The 16,080-nt window shown below is 37.0% G+C and carries 20 protein-coding genes; 1 reads left to right on the top strand and 19 read right to left on the bottom strand.

All coding sequences use genetic code 11. The annotated features are described in order from the left end of the window. Positions 1-2: 2 nt before the first annotated feature. From nuoK to REB14_RS07375, 14 genes are all read right to left on the bottom strand, one after another. Positions 3-332, bottom strand: coding sequence for an NADH-quinone oxidoreductase subunit NuoK (gene nuoK / locus REB14_RS07440; RefSeq protein WP_002983557.1), 330 nt, complete (start codon positions 330-332; stop codon positions 3-5). Positions 333-336: 4 nt separating this feature from the next. Then, positions 337-834 carry an NADH-quinone oxidoreductase subunit J family protein gene (locus REB14_RS07435; protein WP_079240448.1) on the bottom strand — a complete coding sequence of 166 codons (498 nt, stop codon included), beginning with the start codon at positions 832-834 and terminating at the stop codon, positions 337-339. Next, a complete protein-coding gene (locus tag REB14_RS07430; RefSeq protein WP_034693420.1) occupies positions 834-1,391 on the bottom strand; it encodes a NuoI/complex I 23 kDa subunit family protein in 558 nt (185 codons plus the stop codon). The genes REB14_RS07435 and REB14_RS07430 overlap by 1 nt, the downstream gene beginning before the upstream one ends. A 152-nt stretch (positions 1,392-1,543) precedes the next feature. Next, positions 1,544-2,608: an NADH-quinone oxidoreductase subunit NuoH gene (gene nuoH / locus REB14_RS07425; protein ID WP_079240449.1), complete on the bottom strand. Its 1,065-nt coding sequence runs from the start codon at positions 2,606-2,608 to the stop codon at positions 1,544-1,546. A gap of 108 nt (positions 2,609-2,716) precedes the next feature. Next, positions 2,717-3,715: an NADH-quinone oxidoreductase subunit G gene (locus REB14_RS07420; protein WP_034693425.1), complete on the bottom strand. Its 999-nt coding sequence runs from the start codon at positions 3,713-3,715 to the stop codon at positions 2,717-2,719. Positions 3,716-3,756: 41 nt separating this feature from the next. Further along, entirely contained in the window at positions 3,757-4,668 is a 912-nt protein-coding gene (locus REB14_RS07415) for a hypothetical protein (protein ID WP_185103645.1), read from the bottom strand. Between the two features lie 5 nt (positions 4,669-4,673). Then, positions 4,674-6,032 (bottom strand): NADH-quinone oxidoreductase subunit NuoF, encoded by a 1,359-nt coding sequence (nuoF, locus tag REB14_RS07410; RefSeq protein ID WP_034693428.1) that lies wholly within the window; start codon positions 6,030-6,032, stop codon positions 4,674-4,676. A gap of 102 nt (positions 6,033-6,134) precedes the next feature. Beyond that, complete coding sequence (locus REB14_RS07405) at positions 6,135-6,644, bottom strand: NADH-quinone oxidoreductase subunit NuoE family protein (protein ID WP_034693429.1); 510 nt, start codon at positions 6,642-6,644, stop codon at positions 6,135-6,137. A gap of 91 nt (positions 6,645-6,735) precedes the next feature. Further along, entirely contained in the window at positions 6,736-7,959 is a 1,224-nt protein-coding gene (gene nuoD / locus REB14_RS07400; protein WP_034693431.1) for an NADH dehydrogenase (quinone) subunit D, read from the bottom strand. 75 nt (positions 7,960-8,034) lie between these two features. Continuing rightward, entirely contained in the window at positions 8,035-8,529 is a 495-nt protein-coding gene (locus REB14_RS07395; RefSeq protein ID WP_034693433.1) for an NADH-quinone oxidoreductase subunit C, read from the bottom strand. Between the two features lie 6 nt (positions 8,530-8,535). Next, positions 8,536-9,096 (bottom strand): NADH-quinone oxidoreductase subunit B, encoded by a 561-nt coding sequence (locus REB14_RS07390; RefSeq protein WP_002983540.1) that lies wholly within the window; start codon positions 9,094-9,096, stop codon positions 8,536-8,538. 100 nt (positions 9,097-9,196) lie between these two features. Continuing rightward, positions 9,197-9,568 (bottom strand): NADH-quinone oxidoreductase subunit A, encoded by a 372-nt coding sequence (locus REB14_RS07385; protein ID WP_034693436.1) that lies wholly within the window; start codon positions 9,566-9,568, stop codon positions 9,197-9,199. A gap of 273 nt (positions 9,569-9,841) precedes the next feature. After that, positions 9,842-10,018 (bottom strand): hypothetical protein, encoded by a 177-nt coding sequence (locus REB14_RS07380; protein ID WP_167348785.1) that lies wholly within the window; start codon positions 10,016-10,018, stop codon positions 9,842-9,844. Between the two features lie 50 nt (positions 10,019-10,068). Beyond that, positions 10,069-11,196 (bottom strand): GNAT family N-acetyltransferase, encoded by a 1,128-nt coding sequence (locus REB14_RS07375; protein ID WP_079240451.1) that lies wholly within the window; start codon positions 11,194-11,196, stop codon positions 10,069-10,071. Between the two features lie 104 nt (positions 11,197-11,300). Here REB14_RS07375 and REB14_RS07370 point away from each other — a divergent pair, with 104 nt between their 5' ends. Continuing rightward, entirely contained in the window at positions 11,301-12,011 is a 711-nt protein-coding gene (locus REB14_RS07370) for a zinc metallopeptidase (RefSeq protein WP_174525207.1), read from the top strand. Here REB14_RS07370 and REB14_RS07365 read toward each other — a convergent pair. From REB14_RS07365 to REB14_RS07345, 5 genes are all read right to left on the bottom strand, one after another. Next, positions 12,008-12,613 carry an IMPACT family protein gene (locus tag REB14_RS07365; protein WP_309521908.1) on the bottom strand — a complete coding sequence of 202 codons (606 nt, stop codon included), beginning with the start codon at positions 12,611-12,613 and terminating at the stop codon, positions 12,008-12,010. The genes REB14_RS07370 and REB14_RS07365 overlap by 4 nt on opposite strands. Positions 12,614-12,726: 113 nt before the next feature. Then, on the bottom strand, positions 12,727-12,900 hold the full coding sequence (locus REB14_RS07360) for a bacteriocin-like protein (RefSeq protein ID WP_157885786.1): 174 nt from the start codon (positions 12,898-12,900) through the stop codon (positions 12,727-12,729). Between the two features lie 29 nt (positions 12,901-12,929). Next, entirely contained in the window at positions 12,930-13,094 is a 165-nt protein-coding gene (locus REB14_RS07355; RefSeq protein ID WP_158521339.1) for a bacteriocin-like protein, read from the bottom strand. A gap of 62 nt (positions 13,095-13,156) precedes the next feature. After that, positions 13,157-14,182 (bottom strand): bifunctional diaminohydroxyphosphoribosylaminopyrimidine deaminase/5-amino-6-(5-phosphoribosylamino)uracil reductase RibD, encoded by a 1,026-nt coding sequence (gene ribD / locus REB14_RS07350; RefSeq protein WP_309521882.1) that lies wholly within the window; start codon positions 14,180-14,182, stop codon positions 13,157-13,159. 64 nt (positions 14,183-14,246) lie between these two features. Further along, positions 14,247-16,046: a DUF349 domain-containing protein gene (locus REB14_RS07345; RefSeq protein WP_309521881.1), complete on the bottom strand. Its 1,800-nt coding sequence runs from the start codon at positions 16,044-16,046 to the stop codon at positions 14,247-14,249. Positions 16,047-16,080: the final 34 nt, after the last annotated feature.

Raw genomic sequence — 16,080 nt, 5'->3', positions numbered from 1 at the left:
TCTTATCCTCTTAATTTATTAAATATACTCACATCTACAGAACGGGTGTTTCTATATAGCATAGCAATAATTGCCAGACCTACTGCTACTTCAGCAGCAGCTACCACCATAATGAAGAAAACTAAAAGCTGCCCGTCGCCATTGCCTTTATATGCTGAAAAAGCTGCCAATAAAAGGTTTACAGAATTCAGCATAAGCTCTACACAGCCCAGAATCACAATAGCATTTTTTCTAAGCAATACTCCCATTACTCCCAAACAGAACAATACTGATGAAAGAATGATGAAGTAGTCCAAAGGGATGCTTTGTATAAATGTATTTACTTCTCCCATAATTTTATAAATCTTTTTTACCGATTAATACCGCGCCTACAATACCTGCCAGAATTAGGATGGAAGCAAGCTCAAACGGTAAAACATATTCATTAAACAAAAGTCTACCCAGATTTTTCGTAAGACCAATACCTCTGTCTACATTTTCAACAACAATGTGTTTGTCTTGTACTCCTCTGAAAACTCCTAATACACCTACCAAAAGAAGACCTGCCGTAAAAACTCCAACAAATTTTAAAGTATTGTTCTTTTTACTTTCGTCTTGCTTATTAAGGTTAAGCATCATTAAGATGTAAAGGAAAAGTACCATGATAGCACCTGCGTACACTATAATCTGGATAATTGCCAGGAACTGTGCATTGAGAAGAATGTACATTCCTGCAATTGAAAACATCGTAACAATTAATGACAAAATAGCATAAAGAGGATTTCTTGCAAATACAAAGTAAACAGCACTTGCCACTGCTAAAAACGCCACCAAGAAAAATAAAAACTGATCCATTATTTTACCGCATTTTTTTGTTTCTCGGATTGTCTTGTCGTGATATCAATCCTTTCATTTATTTTTTCAACTAATTTATCTTTTCCGTAAATGAAAGAACCTCTGTTGGTTTCTACGTCTACCAATCTGTCAGTAAGATAGATGGCAGATTTAGGGCAAGCTTCTTCACACATACCACAAAAAATACATCTTAGCATATTGATTTCATATACTGAAGCGTATTTCTCTTCTCTGTAAAGACCTCTTTCCTCTTTAGTTCTTTCAGCAGCAGTCATCGTAATGGCTTCTGCAGGACAAGCTACCGCACAAAGTCCACAAGCTGTACATCTTTCTCTGCCTTCTTCGTCTCTTTTCAAAACGTGCTGACCTCTCCAGATGGTGGTTCTTGGTTTCTGTACTTCCGGATACGAATATACTGCGGGAGCACCCTTTATCACGGTTCTTACAGCATGCTTAAATGTAATCCCCATCCCTGTAAAGATGGCAGGAAGGTAGATTTTTTCAGCAAGGGTCATTTCTTTATTGGAAACAACTTTTGATCTGTTTGTAAGTTTCATTTAATTATAGATATTAGATGTTAGACATTAGATTTTAGACTAATCTTGTCTGTTATCTTAATTATTTAATATTGATGATTGAATATGATATGCTAAAGATAAAACTTTGATTTCATTATCAAATTTTCAAATCAGCTCATTTTCAAATTTTCTTAGTTTGCAAATGCTAAAATTACAGCTCCTGTAATTAATAGGTTTACCAATGCCATTGGGATTAATGTTTTCCATCCTAAGTGCATTAACTGGTCATATCTGAATCTTGGAAGTGTCCATCTGATCCACATAAAAATAAGAATTCCGATTACTGTTTTTGTAAGGAATGCTACGATACTTAAGATACCTGCAGTGTTCTCACCCCAGTTCTGAGTTACCCATTCAATACCAGGATAGTTATAACCTCCAAAGAAAAGAACGACCATAAAAGCATTGGAAATAAACATGTTCACATATTCTCCGAACATATATAATCCTAACTTCATGGAAGAGTATTCTGTAGAGTACCCTGTTACCAATTCAGATTCACATTCAGGTAAATCAAACGGGTGTCTGTTGGTTTCTGCCAAAGCAGCTACAAAGAAAACAAGGAATGCAATCGGCTGGTAGAAAATGTTCCAGTTTAATCCTGAAACCCAAGGAATAACTCCCCATAATTTTCCGGTAGTCTGACTTTCAGTAATTTCTTTTAAATCCAAACTTCCTGACATCATAATGATAGAAAGAAGTGCTAATCCCATCGCCAATTCATAAGAAATCATCTGAGAAGAAGCACGGATAGCACCTAATAATGAGTATTTGTTGTTCGAAGCCCAACCTCCGATCATAATTCCGTAAACCCCGATGGAAGCCATTCCGATGATGAAAAGTACACCAACATCAATGTTAGCAACCTGAAGATCAAAAGAAGTACCTGCAATATTTAAACTTTTACCCCAAGGAATCACAGCTCCTGTAATCAATGAAATAAACATTACCAAAGCTGGCCCTAATACGAAAAGGAATCTTTCTGCATTGGCAGGTGTAAAGTCTTCTTTAAAGAAGAATTTTCCACCGTCAGCAAGAGGCTGCAGCAATCCGAAAGGTCCTGCTCTGTTAGGACCAATTCTATCCTGCATGATAGAGGCTACTTTTCTTTCTGCCCATGTAGAGTAGGCTGCAATCGTAAGCGATAGCAGGAAAAGTGCTAGTACAAGTATAAGTTTAAATGTAAGTAAATCCATTTTTATTTTTATAGATGTTAAAGGTTAGAAGATGGGAGCTGGAAGATGGAAGTTATAGTAATCACATCAACAGAGGCTCTCATTTTCAAATTACCTCATTTTCAAATTTTATTTTTCGTCTTTTTCACTGATTTCTTTAGCCATCGGATTGTCTAAAACTCTTAGCTCATCTTTAGGCTTTTCGTAGTGGTTCAATGAAATTACAGAATGTCTGTCGATATGTCTAGGACCTTCAATGTTCCAGTCTGATAATGCTTTTCTTTCGAAACGACATGTATCACAGATGAATTCTTCAACTTCACCCCACTGGTCTTTTCTTGCCGTAACTCTTACAATTTCGTCTCCTTTAAACCATACTACAGCTTTTCCAGAACATTTATCACATTTACAAGTTGCATTCATAGGTTTTGTAAACCAAACTCTGCTTGCAAAACGAGCTGTTCTGTCTGTTAATGCTCCTACAGGACAAACGTCGATAACGTTTCCGATGAAGTCATTGTCTAAAGCTTTATTTAGATAGGTTGAAATTTCAGCGTGATCTCCTCTGAAAAGGATACCGTGTTCTCTTGTTTCTGTAAGCTGATTGGCTGTCAGTACGCATCTTGCGCAAAGAATACAACGGTTCATATTTAATTTGATGTTTGGTCCAAGATCATCAGCTTCGTAAGTATTTCTTTCGAATTCTGTTCTTGTATTTTCCACACCATGCTCATATCCTAAGTCCTGAAGATGACATTCTCCTGCCTGGTCGCAGATAGGGCAGTCCAGCGGGTGGTTTACCAATAGGAATTCGGTAACCGCTTTTCTTCCTTCCTGAGCTTTCTCAGAAGTAAGATTTTTTACTTCCATACCGTCCATTACATTAGTTCTGCAGCTTGCTACTAATTTTGGCATAGGACGAGGATCTGCTTCGGATCCTTTAGAAACTTCTACCAGACAAGTTCTACATCTTCCTCCACTGGTTTCCAACTTGCTGTAGTAGCACATTGCAGGAGGTACAGATTTACCACCGATTTGTCTTGCAGCTTCCAGAATAGAAGTACCAGGCAAAACTTCTGTAGTCTGTCCGTCTATAGTTATTTTGAATTTTTTAACTTCTTCGCTCATATGATATGCTTTAAGCTTTATGCGTTAAGCAATAGGCTTTGTTATTTATATTTCTTTGTATTAAATGTATATCCAATTCCTCCCAGAATCTGTCCGAAAACAAAATCCTGACGTGCTTTGTCCGGCTTATTATTCAACGTGGTTTTAATGTCCCACATATTAATATAACCGGCTTTTCCTTCTAATCTCAGCATCCAGTTTTTCCAGAATACTAAGTTAAGACTGGACCTGATATCAGTTCCCATCCCTGCAACGTGAAAACGGTCACTTCTTTCATTACCAAAAAGCTTTACATTACTTTTCGGAAACATAAATCCGATTCCGGCTCCATAAGACCATACTAAATCTATATTTTTCTTATGAACAAGATTTTTGTATTTCTCAAGACCTAAGTTTTCATAATTAAGTCCATCAGTATGTTCGAAAGTAAGGAACTTCTCATCTGCAAGGTTAACCTGCCCGTTTTGAACCATCGCTGCATATTCAGGATCTGAAATATGTCCTTTGAAACCGACAGTCTGGTTCTGATCCATTACATATTTCATATGGTCTATCCCTAATACCAATGCTAAATTGTCTTTAATGAAATATCCTATTCTGAAATTATACTGTGTTACAGTAAACCAGCTTGGATCAAAATAGACAATTCCGAATTTTGTAGGTCGGTCTTGTGCAGTTACGTTATTCAATTGAAAATCGTATCCGTTTCCGGTAAAATGAATGTCAGAATTACTATAAGCAGCTCTGTTCCATCCATAAAATACGAAAACCTGACCCTTTTTGCTTAATGGTAAAGGTTTTTCCTTTTTCTCAGCTTTAATCTGCTCTTTCTCACTCACTAGATATGACAAATCCTCTTCTACGGATCTGTTATAATTTGCAGTATCACTCTTCTTGTTCTGTGCAAATACAAGATTCGACATCATTAAGCCGACAACCAATAATTTTTTCATCTTACCTACGCATTCTTTTCAACAGCCGGGATAGGATCTGCATAATGTGCCAATCCATAATTTTGTGTCTGAGACAATTCAGGGTTTTTCACGTGCCACTCAAATTCATCTCTGAAGTGACGGATTGCTGCTGCAACCGGCCAAGCTGCTGCATCACCCAACGGACAAATCGTGTTTCCTTCGATTTTTCTCTGGATATCCCAAAGCAGATCGATATCTTCCATTTTTCCTTCTCCTTTCTCGATTTTCTTTAAAATCTTGTACATCCATCCCGTTCCTTCACGGCAAGGCGTACATTGTCCACAGCTTTCGTGATTGTAGAATCTCGCTAAAGTCATTGTGTGATCTACAATACACTGGTCTTCATCCAAAACGATGAAACCTCCTGAACCCATCATAGTACCGGTAGCAAAACCACCATCTGCCAATGATTCATAGTTCATATATCTTGGCTCTCCGTTCACTGTTCTCAACAATAAATTAGCCGGAACAATCGGAACAGAACTTCCTCCAGGAATACAAGCCTTTAATTTTTTACCATCTTTAATACCACCACAATATTCATCAGAGTAGATGAATTCTTCTACAGTGATCGTCATATCGATTTCGTATACACCTGGTTTGTTGATGTTTCCACAAGCCGAAATCAATTTCGTTCCTGTAGATCTTCCAACACCAATTTTAGCGTATTCAGCACCTGTAATATCAATGATCGGAACAATTGCCGCAATAGATTCAACGTTGTTTACCACCGTTGGTCTCTCCCAAAGACCTTTTACAGCCGGGAATGGCGGTTTTAATCTTGGGTTACCTCTTTTTCCTTCAAGGGATTCAAGCAATGCAGTTTCTTCACCGCAGATATATGCTCCACCACCTCTCTGCACATAGATTTCAAGATCGAAACCAGTTCCTAAAATATTTTTACCTAAAAATCCTGCTGCTTTGGCTTCTTCAATAGCTTCTTCAAGGATATCCGGAATCCATGAATATTCTCCACGGATGTAGATATAAGAAGTATTGGAACCTAAACAGTAAGAAGAAATTAGCATTCCCTCAATCAATAAATGAGGAAGAAACTCCATCAGATATCTGTCCTTGAATGTTCCGGGCTCAGATTCATCCGCATTCACAACAAGGTGTCTTGGAACACCTTCAGGCTTAGCCAAAAAGCTCCATTTCATTCCTGTCGGGAATCCAGCTCCACCACGACCTCTTAGTCCTGAAGCTTTTACTTCTTCAAGAATTTCGTCAGGAGTCATTTTCAAGGCTTTTTCAGCTGCAGTGTAACCTCCCTGTTTGCGGTAAGTCTCAAAGTAGCGAATACCTTCTATATGTGCGTCTTTAAGTAAAAGTTTTTTACTCATTGTTATTTGCTTATTGCAATCGGCTTTTGGCTTCTTGCATTAATTATGATTAAACGTTAAGTGAATAATTTAAAATCTAAAATTTAGAATTTAAAATTTCTATTAGTCTAAAGCAACTTGTCCCTGTCTGCAAAGATCAAGGATTTCATCTACTTTTTCTATCGTTAAATTTTCATGAAAGAACTTTCCTAACTGTAGCATTGGTGCATATCCACATGCTCCAAGACATTCAGCAGGCTTTAATGTGAACATACCGTCTTCAGTAGTTTCTCCATCCTTAATGTTCAGTTTGGTTCTGATATGGTCAAGGATTTTTTCGCTTCCACAAACCATACAAGGTCCTGTTCTGCAAACTTCCAAAACATATTTACCCACCGGCTTCATATTAAACATGGTATAGAAAGTAGCCACTTCATATACTTCGATCGGTTGGATACTTAATAGTCCGGCAACATAATCCATCACAGGAACATCTAACCATCCTCCGAATTCTTTCTGTGCCAGGTGAAGTACAGGAAGAAGAGCAGATTTCTGTCTTCCTTCAGGATATCTTGCGATAATTTTGTGTACCTGTGCTAAACTTTCCGGTTTAAAAGCTATTGTTTCGCTCATTTTTGAAATTTTAGATTTTAGATTTTAAATTCTAAACGAATAACGGTCTAAAATCAATTTATAATTTATAATTCAAAATTTATAATTCCAGTTATGCGTCTAATTCTCCCGCAATAATATTCATACTACACATCGTTACAATGGCATCTGAAATTACAGAACCTGTAATCATTTCAGGGTATGCCTGATAGTAGATGAAGCATGGTCTTCTGAAGTGAAGTCTGTAAGGACTTCTTCCTCCGTCACTCACAAGATAGAACCCTAATTCTCCGTTTCCACCTTCTACAGCATGATAAACTTCTCCTTTAGGGACATCAGTTTCACCCATTACAATTTTGAAATGGTAGATTAATGCTTCCATTTTCTGATATACATCTGCCTTTTCAGGAAGATAGAAATCAGGAACATCCGCGTGGAATGGCCCTTCCGGAAGATTTTCGTATGCTTGTTTGATAATTTTGATTGATTCCCAGATTTCCTGTTGACGAACCATGAAACGGTCGTAAGTATCTCCTGAAGTTCCTACAGGAATAATGAAGTCGAAATCTTCGTATGAGGAATAAGGCTGTGCAACTCTTACATCGTAATCTACACCTGCTGCACGTAAATTTGGACCTGTGAAACCGTAGCTTAATGCTCTCTCGGCAGAAATTGCTCCTGTACCAATGGTTCTGTCCATAAAAATTCTGTTTCTTTCTAATAGTGTACAGAATTCTTTGAATCTTGGTGGGAAAGTTTTTAAGAAGTCTTTCAGCAACTCATGAAACTTAGGAGTGAAATCTCTTTCGAAACCTCCTATTCTTCCCATATTGGTTGTCATTCTGGCTCCGCAGATCTGTTCATACATATCATAAATACGTTCTCTTTCGATGAACATATAAGTAAGACCTGTAATGGCTCCTGAGTCCATTCCGGTTACCCCGTTACAGATCAGGTGGTCACCGATTCTGGCTAGCTCCATCAAGATAACACGCATATAGTCTACACGTTTTGGAACTTCCACGCCAATCAGCTTCTCTACTGTCATGTGCCAACCTAAGTTATTGATGGGTGCAGAACAGTAATTCATACGGTCTGTAAGGGTAGTGATCTGAGAATAGTTTCTTCTTTCAGAAATTTTCTCAAATGCTCTGTGGATGTATCCTACTGTTTGCTCTGCGTGAAGGATTCTTTCTCCGTCCATCGTTAAGATATTCTGGAAAATCCCGTGCGTAGCAGGGTGGGTAGGTCCAAGATTCAGGGTATATAATTGTCCGTCAATCTGTTCCTTACTTTCGTACTGGTTTAGTATATTAGATAATGAGTTATCTTTCATAATTTAAATGCTTTAGGCTATAGGCTCTAGGCTTTAAGCATATCGCTTACTGCTTACTGCTTATTGCATTATTTTTTATCTTCCGAACATGCTATCGTTCTTGTCGGTTCTTGTACCGTCTTCAAGGCGATATTCCTTCAACATTGGGTGGTATCCAAGATCTTCCATATTTAAAATAGGTCTGAGATCCGGGTGTCCTTTAAATTTAATCCCATAGAAATCATACGTTTCTCTTTCCATCCAGTTGGCTCCTGCATATAGCTCTACAAGAGAGTCTACTTCAATATTTTCTCTGGACATAAAGATTTTCAGACGTAATCTGAAATTAGCCATCATATTATGCAAATGGTAGACAACACCAATTTCCTTTTCAGGGAATTCAGGATAATGAATACCACAGATATCCGTAAGGAAATTAAATTCCAGTGATGAATCTTTCAGATAGTGAATGATTTTCTTAATATCTTCTTTCTTCACTTCAATCGTCAGCATTCCATAAGGTTCTGAGCTTGAAATGACAGATTCCGGAAATTCTCTTGTGATGGCTTCTAATACAAATTCGTTTGTCATTTCCGTTTAGTTGCTTATGTTGTAAGAATCTAATAATTTCTGATATTCAGGCATATCTCTTCTTCTGATGCTTTCGCTTTCTGCAAGAGCCTGTACCTGCATTACGCCTTCAATGATCTGTTCAGGTCTTGGAGGACATCCAGGAACGTAAACGTCTACCGGAATAATTTTATCAATTCCCTGAAGTACAGAATACGTATCAAAAATACCACCGCTGGAAGCACAAGCTCCAACTGCTACAACCCATTTCGGCTCAGCCATCTGAGTGTAAACTTCTTTCAGGACTGGTCCTAATTTCTTTGATATAGTTCCGCAAACCATCAGCATATCTGCTTGTCTTGGAGAGAAAGAGTTTCTTTCCATACCAAATCTTGAAGCATCATAAGTCGGGTTCAGGGTAGCCATAAACTCGATACCACAACAAGAGGTTGCAAAGGGTAACGGCCAAAGTGAAAACTTTCTTGCCATCCCGATTACACTGCTCAGTTTTGTTGCGAAAAACCCTTCTCCTTCATAGCCTTCGGGAGCAGGTGCATCTGTTCTTATTACTGGTTTTTTATCTGACATTTTTAGTAAATATTTAAAGATTAAAATATTTAAAGATTAAAAACAAGACCTTTACAATCTTTAAATTACTTAAATAAAATCAATCTTTTAATGTTAAAATTTATTTATCCCAATCCAGTGCGCCTCGTTTCCAGACATAGAAAAACGCTACGAAGAAGATCGCAACGAATGTAAGCACGGCAAGGAAACCTTCCATACCGAATTCTCTGAAGTTGACAGCGTAAGGATAAAAGAATACGATTTCAATATCGAATAGTACGAACAATACCGCAGTCAGGAAGTACTTGATAGAAAACGGTGTTCTTGCGTTTCCTTCTACAGGAACTCCACATTCCCAGCTTTGGTTTTTTACAGAGTTTCCTTTTTTCTGCTGTGGACCTAAGAAATGTGCTCCAAGCAAAGAAACAGCTACAAATCCTACTGCTACACCAGCCTGGATAAGGATTGGAATATAACTTTCAGGTAAATTCATTTTTGCATTATTATCTCAATTTGCAAATTTAGCGAATAAACAAGAAAGCATGAAATTTATCAGCTTAAAAGTCGGATTAAAATGAGCTAAATCGGTAATTTAGAATCAATAAAAATTAGCTTTTTATGATTATTTTTTTGTGGTGTTTTTCCCCTTTTTTTGTAGTAACTCTGGAAAAATTATATCCCATCATGTACATTGCGGATATTTTGAATTTATTTATTAGGGAATAAAAGCAAGCGATTAAAGGCCCTCTTGGGTTATGTTTATCACTTATTTTTTCATTTTTTTCAAAAGAGTGTAAGCCATAAAGGAAATATATCCAAAAAGAATACTGGCAAAAAGAATATTAATTACTGTATTGGTTTTGTCATCGGGCGACTGAAAAAAAATGTTATAACCGATAAATCCGGCAATTAAAATAGCAAATATAATAAGCTGTGGTTTCATAAAGTTCAAAGTTTGGGTGTGAGTTTACGTTTTACAAAGTGCAGTATCAATTATTTGAGTTCCATTGAATACGTTCTTCTTCTTTTATGATTCACCGGATTGTAATCCTGCCACAACAGCTGAATACTTTTGTTTTCTTCCAGTTCCGGATTGGTTTCAAGGTATTTAACACCCTTTTTTCTGAATATGTCCCAGATTTCTTTGAAAATAATTGACGTTACTCCTCTTCTCTGATAATCCGGATGAATTCCGATCAGGTAGAAGTTTGCTCTGTCATTTTTCTTTCCTGCCTGTAAGAAATGCCACCAGCCAAAAGGAAGCAGTTTTCCACCGGACTTCTGCAGGGCTTTGGAATAAGAAGGCATTGTAATAGCGAAAGAGATCAGATTATTGTGCTCATCAGCAATACAAACAATGAAATCTTTATCAATAAGTTTGAAATATTTCTCTTTGTAGGTTTTGCGCTGTTCATCTGAAATTGGAGTATACGTAGAAAGATGTTTGTAAGTCTCATCCAGAAGATCAAACATAGGATCTACATACTGAATAATCTCTTCTTTGTTTTTGAATTTTAAAACTTTCAGCTTGTATTTTTCAGAAATAAGCTGATTAAATTTATGAATTTTGTCCGGTAATGTTTCAGGGAAGATGATTTCAAACTCTACCCATTCCTTTTCCTTAGTCAATCCCAGGTTCTCAAGATGTGTTGGATAGTAATCACTATTGTAAATTCCTATCATTGTTGCCAGCTGGTCAAAACCTTTGATCAGCATTCCTGCCTTGTCAAGATTGGTGAAGCCCATTGGACCTTCAATCTTGTCAATATTTTTTTCTTTGGCATAATCAACCGCTTTTTGAATCAATGCCTTTGAAACTTCAGCATCATCAATAAAGTCGATCCATCCAAAACGTACTTTTTTAATGCCTAACTCTCTCTCTTCTTTGTGGTTGATCAGAACTGCAATTCTTCCTACAATCTTGTTATTCTTATAAGCCAGAAACTGTTTGGCTTCTGAATATTGAAGCGCAGGATTTTCATCCGCATTCCAAATGTTGATTTCGTCATTGATAAAGGACGGAACATAGTAGGGATTGTTTTTATACAAATCCATCGGAAACCTTACGAATTGCTTGAGCTGACCCGCTGTTTTTACTTCAATAATTGAAACTGTAGACATGTTTTTTGAGAGGAATTAAAGGACAAATATAAATAATAATATCTTATACTTTGGCACAGTTTTTATATGATTATGGGTAAAATTAAACACAAAATTTATATAAAATGGTGGGTTATTATATCATTATTGGTATTTCAATGTTGGTGAGCTGGTGGGTTTCGTCCAGATTGAAATCGAAATTTGAATATTATTCCAATGTACACCTTCGAAATGGTCTTTCGGGGAAAGAAGTAGCGGAAAAGATGTTGAGAGACAACGGAATAAATGATGTTCAGGTCATATCAGTACCCGGACAGTTGACGGACCACTATAATCCGGCAGATAAAACAGTAAACCTTTCTGAAGGCGTTTATATGCAGAGAAACGCAGCAGCAGCGGCAGTAGCAGCTCACGAATGCGGACATGCAGTACAACATGCGGTAGGATATTCTATGTTGAATTTACGTTCAAAACTGGTTCCTATTGTGAATATAAGTTCCAATCTGATGCAGTTTGTCCTTATTGCGGGTATCGCGGTAATGGCTGCATCCAGAACAATTGAGAATCCAAATGGAAATACAACTGTGCTGGCAATCGGAGTTGCAATGTTTGCGATGACCACACTTTTTGCTTTTGTAACACTTCCAGTGGAATACGATGCAAGTAACAGAGCGATGAAGTGGCTTAAAGATACCGGAACGGTAACTGCAGAAGAATTTGTTGGAGTACAGGATAGTTTGAAATGGGCTGCAAGAACTTATGTGGTAGCCGCATTAGGTTCTCTGGCACAACTTCTTTACTGGGGATCTTTGCTTCTTGGTGGAAGAAGGGATTAATCATTAAATTCAAATGAAACATATTGCATCTCGGAAAGCTTTTCTGAGATGCTTTCTTTTTGTGCCAGTTTCAAGGATGCGGTGAGAATACAGTTTTCATCAGCATCGAAATTCAAAACTTTGGCATCAAATTTAGAAAGTAGGGTGAAAATAGTATTCTGCTGATTGAAGTTAAATTGAATCTCTACTTCTGTTTCTAATTCTCTGGTAATAATACTTGCTTCCTCCAATGTAATCTTCGCAGATTCTTTATAAGTTTTTACAAGTCCGGAAACTCCCAGTTTGGTTCCTCCATAATAACGGACAACAATGACAAGAACATTCGTGATTTCATTAGCCAAAAGCTGGTTGTAAATAGGTAAACCGGCACTTCCGGAAGGTTCACCATCATCATTGGCGCGATAGTTTTCCCCATTTAATCCCATTCTGAAAGCATAGCAGTGATGAGTAGCTTTCGGATGTTCTTCCCTTATCTTTTCCAGCGCACTCTTTAATTCTTTTTCATTGGTTACCGGGTAAGCAAATCCGATAAACTTGCTTCCTTTTTCTTTTAAAAGTGTATTTTCTATGGGTTTTTCTATGGTTTTGTATTCAAACGTCATCAGAGTAGCTGCTTTGTTTTGCAAAAATATTAAATAAATCCTAGTAGTTAATTAAAGAAGCTGCCAGATTTCTGACAGCTTCCCAATTTTATGTATTGCAACTTTTATTATTTCTATCCGCAATAATCCAGCGGAAGTAAACAAATGTAGTTTGTAGGGCCACAGAAGTCTGTAGGACAGAAATCTCTACATCTTGTAAGGTCTCCATTAGGCAAAGTACAGTTTACAAAAGCTCCGCCTTGAATTGATTTTAAACCGATTCTTGATACTTTTTTCAAATTTTTCATGATATTAGTTTTTTGTTTTATATTAAAATTTAACAAGGGAATGTTCCATCGGCCCAGGGTGGTGGACAACTCATGCTGGAAGGTGTTGCACAGCAATGCTGTAATGAAGGAGGGTAAAATGAGCAGCATTCCGGAGCGATACCTCCCTGAACTGTTTTCAGCTCCTGTCTTGAAACTTTCTTTAAATTTTTCATAGTAATTTTGATTTGTAAGACTAATGTAAAGAAATTATTTCATTTTACGGTGATAAAAAATATTATTTTGCTTTAAAAAATGAAACAGTATTATCTCTGAAATTTTCAATTGTAGCAGGAATTTGATCGAATTCCGGGGCTTTTGTCCCATTTTCTAATATCAAATTCTCATTTTTAATTACAATGGCTTCGTCCCAAAGATTAGCATTGATAAACTGCTGCAGAGTAAAACGGCCGCCTTCAATAATGACAGACTGGATTTGTTCTTTATACAATACCTCCATAAGTTCCCGCAGAAAATGAGCCTTGTGGATTTGAATAAATTGAATGTGTTCTTCAGTACTTTCTTTCACGGAATTTAAAACCAATGTTCTTGCTTCACTGTTATAAATATTGAAACTGGCAGGAACTTTTAAGTCAAAATCAATCAGAATTCTGACAGGATTTACGCCTTCAGTATTTCTAACGGTAAGACTTGGGTTGTCATTCAAAGCGGTTTGCGTGCCTACTAAAATGGCATGCTCGTCAGCTCTTAACTGGTGAACAAACTGGTTCACTAATGTATTGGAAACGGCTGTCGGTTTAAAATCTTTATCCAAAAATCCATCATCGGATTCTGCCCATTTTAAAATGATATATGGTCTTTTCTTTTCGTGGTAGGTGAAAAACCTTTTGTTAAGTTCAATGCATTCTTTTTCAAGAATTCCTGATATGGCTTCAATTCCAGCATCCTGAATGATTTTCTTTCCTTTGCCATTCACTTTATCATGAGAATCCATAGCACCAATCACCACTTTTTTAAACCCTAATTCTTTAATTTTCAAGGCACATGGCGGAGTTTTTCCATAATGTGCGCAGGGTTCCAGAGATACATAGATTGTAGATTCCGGAATAAGATCTTTATTCTTAACAGAATTGATTGCATTGATCTCTGCATGGTGTTCTCCTGCTTTGTGATGATATCCTTCACCAATGATCTCTCCGTTGTGTACGATCACACTTCCAACAAGAGGGTTAGGATAGGTGTTGCCAAGAGCTTTTTGAGCCAGCTCGATACATCTTTTAATATAAAATTCGTCGTTGTTCATATGTATAAAAAGAAAAAAGCGAAGACAAATTGCTTTGCTCCGCCTTTATTTATTTTGTTATCTGTTAATCTCCGCTGATAATACTGTGAAGATTTTGTTTTAACGTTTCAAGATGAGCTTTTTTCTCATCAATCGTGTTATATGTGTCTTTTAAAAGAGGGTTTTCTCTGGACGGTTTGTTAAAGAAAGAAAGGTTATTTTCCAGTTTAACGATTTCTGCCTCAAGATCAGAGATTTGATTTTTGATCTTTCTGGCTTTGTCTGTAAGTTGGTTTTCAGATAAACCTTCCTCTTTCAGCTCAAGTTCATTGATTTTGTTTATTTTCAATTTCTCTCTTAATGTCTTGTTGAATTCAGAGTTGATTGAAATTTTATCTCTAGGAACTTTTCCGATGTTATTCCATGAAGTTTTAATTTGCTCAATTCTTTCGATACTTCCTTCTTCGTTGGAAACTTCCTTAAGTTCATCAAGAAGAGCTTTTTTGTTCTTATAGTTTTCTTTCCAGTTGTCAGTAGATGTGTTGCTCTTCTCTCTGTAGTTGTTGAAGAATGCATTACAAGCGTCACGGAATTCATCCCAGATTTTATTGGTCATGCTTTTTGGAACATGCCCGATTTTTTTCCAGTCTTCCTGAAGTTTTTTGAATAACGGAACGGCAATATCCCATTCCTCATTATTCATATTGTCCTGTGCAGTCTGGATCAGTTTTAATTTTTCTTCAAGATTCGCCTGTTGAGAACCTTTTAACGATTTATAATAGTTATTTTTCGTTGTATTGAAACCTCTTAGTGTTGTTTTGAAATCATTCCAGTTTTGGTTGGAAAGTTTTCTTGGAACACTTCCTGTCTTTAAAAAGTCAGAACGCAGATCTTCCACTCTTTTGATGGCATTTTGCCAGTAGTTGTGGTTAGGAGTTTCAGAAGGTTCAGACAGTTTCTTGATTTCAGCAATAATCTGATTTTTCTTTTCAAGATTTTCACTCTGTTCTTTTTCAATAGAAGCTGAAAGTTCAGATTTTCTTTCATGAATTTTGTTCGAAATTTCTTTGAACTCTTCCCATGTTTTCTCACGGAATTCCTCTGCTACGGGCTCAGCTTCTTCTTTCCAAAGTTTGTGAAGATACTGAAGTTCATTTAGAGCCTTCTGGATAACGGGTTCATTTTCCAGCTCTTTAGCACGGGCAATAATGTGTTCTCTCTTTTCCAGATTGTGGCTGTATTCCTGCTCCAAAAATTCCTTATTAAGATCCAGCATCTGATAAAACTGATTCAGGTGATGGAAATAGTTATTGTTAAGAATTTTGAATTCAGACTTTGCAACCTGTCCTGCTTTTGACCAGTCTTCTTTAATCTCACGAATAGATTTGAAAAGATTGACACCCGGTTCAGAGTTGGTGTATAGATTTTTAAGTCTTTCGATAATGCTTTGACGGTGATCAAGGTTTTTCTTTTGCTCTTCTTCCTGTCCTTTCTGGAAGGTATCATGTTTTTCCTTGAAAATATTAACCAACGCAGAATACTTAGTCTGAGAAGGGTGTTCGTAGCTGAAATTTTCAGCTGGATTTCCGGCTTCTACATATTCATGCTTTTTATCCTCCACTTCATCATGGATGTAATGACTTGCTTTCTCTTTCAGCTGGTTGAATCTTTTGAAGTTCTCACCGGCGTTGGGAGTATTGATGATTTTTTCCATTTCCTTTAAAGCATCGGCAAGGGAAATTTCTTCTTCATGGTCATCCAAGTGTTCTGTATCATCTTCATGTTGGTTTGCATCATGAGAAACGGTGTTTTCTGATGGGTCCTGAGATACTTCGTTAGGATTTTTCTTTTCTTCGTTTTCAGAAAGATTGTTTTCTGTAGTCATAGCAAATCTTTTATGTGAGTGGCGTTAATATCCT

The sequence above is a fragment of the Chryseobacterium metallicongregator genome (assembly GCF_031324065.1).
In the GTDB taxonomy this organism is placed as follows: Bacteria; Bacteroidota; Bacteroidia; order Flavobacteriales; family Weeksellaceae; genus Chryseobacterium; species Chryseobacterium metallicongregator.
This window is presented reverse-complemented; position numbering and strand designations above follow the sequence as displayed.

Bases quoted from the DNA above. Each gene is read 5' to 3' on its own strand.
- REB14_RS07345 (WP_309521881.1), bottom strand. From the start codon at position 16,046: ATGACTACAGAAAACAATCTTTCTGAAAACGAAGAAAAGAAAAATCCT.
- nuoH (WP_079240449.1), bottom strand. From the start codon at position 2,608: ATGGATTTACTTACATTTAAACTTATACTTGTACTAGCACTTTTCCTG.
- REB14_RS07435 (WP_079240448.1), bottom strand. From the start codon at position 834: ATGGATCAGTTTTTATTTTTCTTGGTGGCGTTTTTAGCAGTGGCAAGT.
- REB14_RS07395 (WP_034693433.1), bottom strand. From the start codon at position 8,529: ATGACAAACGAATTTGTATTAGAAGCCATCACAAGAGAATTTCCGGAA.
- REB14_RS07360 (WP_157885786.1), bottom strand. From the start codon at position 12,900: ATGAAAAATTTGAAAAAAGTATCAAGAATCGGTTTAAAATCAATTCAA.
- REB14_RS07375 (WP_079240451.1), bottom strand. From the start codon at position 11,196: ATGTCTACAGTTTCAATTATTGAAGTAAAAACAGCGGGTCAGCTCAAG.
- REB14_RS07405 (WP_034693429.1), bottom strand. From the start codon at position 6,644: ATGAGCGAAACAATAGCTTTTAAACCGGAAAGTTTAGCACAGGTACAC.
- REB14_RS07430 (WP_034693420.1), bottom strand. From the start codon at position 1,391: ATGAAACTTACAAACAGATCAAAAGTTGTTTCCAATAAAGAAATGACC.
- ribD (WP_309521882.1), bottom strand. From the start codon at position 14,182: ATGAACAACGACGAATTTTATATTAAAAGATGTATCGAGCTGGCTCAA.
- nuoK (WP_002983557.1), bottom strand. From the start codon at position 332: ATGGGAGAAGTAAATACATTTATACAAAGCATCCCTTTGGACTACTTC.
- nuoF (WP_034693428.1), bottom strand. From the start codon at position 6,032: ATGAGTAAAAAACTTTTACTTAAAGACGCACATATAGAAGGTATTCGC.
- REB14_RS07390 (WP_002983540.1), bottom strand. From the start codon at position 9,096: ATGTCAGATAAAAAACCAGTAATAAGAACAGATGCACCTGCTCCCGAA.
- REB14_RS07385 (WP_034693436.1), bottom strand. From the start codon at position 9,568: ATGAATTTACCTGAAAGTTATATTCCAATCCTTATCCAGGCTGGTGTA.
- REB14_RS07420 (WP_034693425.1), bottom strand. From the start codon at position 3,715: ATGAGCGAAGAAGTTAAAAAATTCAAAATAACTATAGACGGACAGACT.
- REB14_RS07370 (WP_174525207.1), top strand. From the start codon at position 11,301: ATGGTGGGTTATTATATCATTATTGGTATTTCAATGTTGGTGAGCTGG.
- nuoD (WP_034693431.1), bottom strand. From the start codon at position 7,959: ATGAAAGATAACTCATTATCTAATATACTAAACCAGTACGAAAGTAAG.
- REB14_RS07415 (WP_185103645.1), bottom strand. From the start codon at position 4,668: ATGAAAAAATTATTGGTTGTCGGCTTAATGATGTCGAATCTTGTATTT.
- REB14_RS07365 (WP_309521908.1), bottom strand. From the start codon at position 12,613: ATGACGTTTGAATACAAAACCATAGAAAAACCCATAGAAAATACACTT.
- REB14_RS07380 (WP_167348785.1), bottom strand. From the start codon at position 10,018: ATGAAACCACAGCTTATTATATTTGCTATTTTAATTGCCGGATTTATC.
- REB14_RS07355 (WP_158521339.1), bottom strand. From the start codon at position 13,094: ATGAAAAATTTAAAGAAAGTTTCAAGACAGGAGCTGAAAACAGTTCAG.